Source organism: Paenibacillus sp. 01T422 (assembly GCF_056398785.1).
The window spans coordinates 1-3,206 of sequence record NZ_JBFTQB010000775.1 but is presented as its reverse complement, the minus strand read 5'-3'; the positions used below and the strand labels follow the sequence as shown (position 1 = coordinate 3,206).

The window sequence follows — 3,206 nt, the reverse complement described above, 5'->3', positions numbered from 1 at the left end:
GAATAAGCTGGCGCCACAGTGAAATGAGCCGCGCATCCAGATCAATTCGCGTGCAGGTCTGTTTGTGGCTGCGTTTCCACCAGGCGTCGATCCAGGCGCCTTTGCAAAATAAATAATAATCTCCGCTGGCAATTTTGCCGCCGGGGTTGTCTTTCGCAGGCTCAATCCTTAGCTCATATGGATCACCAGGTTTATATAAAAGCAAATGGCCTGATTCAATTTGAATCATTTGACCATCAACGAGAATTTCACAAGTGCCCTCCGTTTGTAAACGGAAAAGATAAGTATTGAGTCCGGACTTCGTACTCACATTAAACGGTTCCATATGAAAAGAATAGCCGCAGGTTAACAATTCGGTATCCATTGCAATCACCTTTCATAGCCAAATAAGAGATGTTTTGATTATATCGTGAATGGTCATAATAAGCTATGTTCCGGTATACTGTTTACATAGGTTATTGAAATGCATAATTTGGAATCTAAGAAAAGAGGGAATCAAATGGGACGTTTAGGAATTGGTCTTCAATTGTATACACTTCGTGATGATATGGCACAAGATTTGGAAGGCACACTTCGTCATGTTGCTAAGCTAGGATATGAAGGCGTAGAGTTCGCGGGTTATTTTGACAAGCCTGCTGCTGAGATGAAAGAACTGCTTGATGAGCTTGGCCTGAAAGCCATTGGAAGCCATGTAAGTCTGGAGAGATTCCGCAATAACTTGCAAGGTGAAATTGACTACCTGCACACGATTGGTGCGAAATATGCGATCTGCCCTTATGTTGGTGCAGAAGAGCGTGAGAATGCTGATCAATGGAGAACGCTGATTGCTGAATGCGAGCAACTTGCAATTGAAGTTGGCAAACAAGGCTTACAGTTCTTGTATCACAATCATGATTTCGAATTCCATCATAAAGTGGACGGCGAATTCGTCTTTGATGCAATGTATGCCGGGAAAGATGCGATCCAGGTAGAAATGGATGTGTGCTGGGTTAAATACGCAGGACAAGATCCATTAGCTTATATTGCTAAGTATGCTGGACGTCTACCGCTGCTTCACTTCAAGGATTTCTCCAAGGATGCGGAAGGCAAGCTGGTTACATTGGAGCTAGGTTTAGGCGAAGTTCCACTTGAGGAAGTGATTAAAGCTGCTGAGCAAGCAGGCGTGGAATGGCTTGTTGTTGAGCAGGATCACTGCCAGAAGCCGCCGCTTGTAAGCATTGAAAACAGTTTGAACTGGGTTAAAGAGCACTACATCAACGTTCATAACTAATTCATAACTAATCATTCAGAGGAGTGTACAATTAAATGAGTAAAATTAAAGTGGCCGTCGTTGGTTGCGGCTCCATTTCCAAACATAGACATATCCCGGAATACGTTTTGAACCCAAACGTTGAGCTTGTTGCTTTCGTTGATCCGATTATCGAAAGAGCTGAACATTATGCTCAACTTCATGGCGGAAAAGCTTACAGCAGCTATGCGGAAATGCTGAAAGAAGAAAAAGTGGATGCAGTAAGCGTATGTACGCCTAACTATTTGCATGCAGAAGTTTCCATTGCTGCAGCAAATGCTGGCGCGCATGTACTCGTAGAGAAGCCAATGGCTGCTACAGCTGAAGAAGCGGAAGCTATGATCGAAGCTGCTAAGGCAAACGGCGTGTTCTTAATGGTTGGCCACAACCAACGTTTAATGGCGCCGCACGTGAAAGCGAAAGAAATTTTGGATTCAGGCAAGCTGGGCAAAGTGCTGACATTCCGCACATCTTTCGGACATCCAGGACCGGAAGGCTGGAGCGTAGACGGCCGCGAGAGCTGGTTCTTCCGCAAGGAAGAAGCAATTATGGGCGCAATGGGCGACCTTGGCGTGCATAAATCAGATTTGATCCGCTACCTGTTGAATGATGAAGTGGCACAAGTGGCAGCTTTCGTAGGTACCCTGCACAAAGAAGGAACGGATGTGGATGATAACTCCACTTGCTTGCTGCGCATGAAAAGCGGCGCTACCGGCTCCTTGGTTGCTAGCTGGACTTACTACAAAGGCCAAGACAACTCCACGGTTCTATGGTGCGAGAACGGTGTTATCAAAATCGACACAGATCCGAACGATCAAGTTATCGTTGAGCTTCGCAACGGCACGGTTGAGCGTTACAAAGTGGGTCAAGTTGCGACGAATGACAAGCAAACGGTCAGCGGCGTAATCGATGAGTTCGTAGCAAGTATCGTTAGCGGTACGAAACCACGTATTTCCGGTGAAGAAGGCAAACGTTCCTTGGAAGTTATCCTAGCTGCATTCGAATCCGAAGCAACTGGCAAAATTATTACGCTCTAATCACATTTTATAATAAAAAAGAGGGTGCCCACCAGCCATGGATTTGGCTGTTGGACACCCTTTTAATTTCACCTTTATCTTCCGCCCATGTCGATCGAGATTGTGTTCGATTTCCCCACAACGTTTTCCTTCGAATCCTTCACATGCACTTGAATGTCCCCAATTCCGGATTTCAACAAATTACCTTCTACCCTAGCAGTAACCATGTGTTCATCCTGCCAAGTGGTCGGAATGGCTTTGCCGTTCAGCGTTACAATGCTGAGAGGGGGCAAATTATTACCGCGTACCGTGAGTGTTACACTGGTGCGTCCGGAAATATCTTGTGTATCTGCCGTGACTCTATCAAGAAGGATGGGACCAAAACCCAGCATATACTTCGAATTAATAATAGGTACCTTATAATCTTTGTAAGCATGCCTGTCGCCGAACATAATATCATATTGCAAGGTTTCATAATCTTTTAAATCTTGTTCATTAATGTGCATCGCCTCAAAATAATCTTTTGGCGGGATGACAGGGATCTTTTTGGAAAGCTGACTCAAATAATTTGTATAATAGCTGCCTTGCTGTTTGGATAATTCAATCAGATAAGGACCTAAGAATGAAGGACTAATGTTGAGCTTATCCTTGCGTTCGGTGTCGAAATTGTTCCAGACAACAAGAGGGACGCTGTACATTTTTTTCAAGAAATCCGGATCGTCTTTGCCGCTGATATACTTGGTGTCAATGTAAGTAGCATAGTCATCGCCCAAAGCTGGCAAGTGGTCGCCCCAGAATGCGATAATTGTAGGCTCGCCTTTTTTCTCATAGTAGTCAACAAGCTCTTTCAGCATTTTGTCAGAGGCATTAATGCCTTGAGCAAGTGTTTCGAGCATACCTTG

The 3,206-nt window shown here is 44.7% G+C and carries 4 protein-coding genes; 2 read left to right on the top strand and 2 right to left on the bottom strand.

Features of this window, described 5'->3' with window-relative positions:
* The coding region (locus AC1DUA_RS31005) for an AraC family ligand binding domain-containing protein (protein ID WP_477503406.1) at positions 1-364 on the bottom strand (364 nt) is incomplete at its 3' end.
* Positions 365-499: 135 nt separating this feature from the next.
* Between AC1DUA_RS31005 and AC1DUA_RS31000 the strand changes: the two genes are divergently transcribed.
* Complete coding sequence (locus AC1DUA_RS31000; RefSeq protein WP_477503405.1) at positions 500-1,270, top strand: sugar phosphate isomerase/epimerase family protein; 771 nt, start codon at positions 500-502, stop codon at positions 1,268-1,270.
* Between the two features lie 35 nt (positions 1,271-1,305).
* The gene (locus AC1DUA_RS30995; RefSeq protein WP_477503404.1) at positions 1,306-2,325 is read left to right on the top strand and encodes a Gfo/Idh/MocA family protein; all 1,020 of its coding nucleotides are present in this window, start codon (positions 1,306-1,308) and stop codon (positions 2,323-2,325) included.
* Positions 2,326-2,399: 74 nt separating this feature from the next.
* On the opposite strand, the gene AC1DUA_RS30990 is transcribed toward AC1DUA_RS30995, so the two are convergent.
* Positions 2,400-3,206, bottom strand: an 807-nt coding sequence (locus AC1DUA_RS30990) for a sulfatase-like hydrolase/transferase (protein WP_477503403.1), incomplete at its 5' end; no start/stop codon positions are given.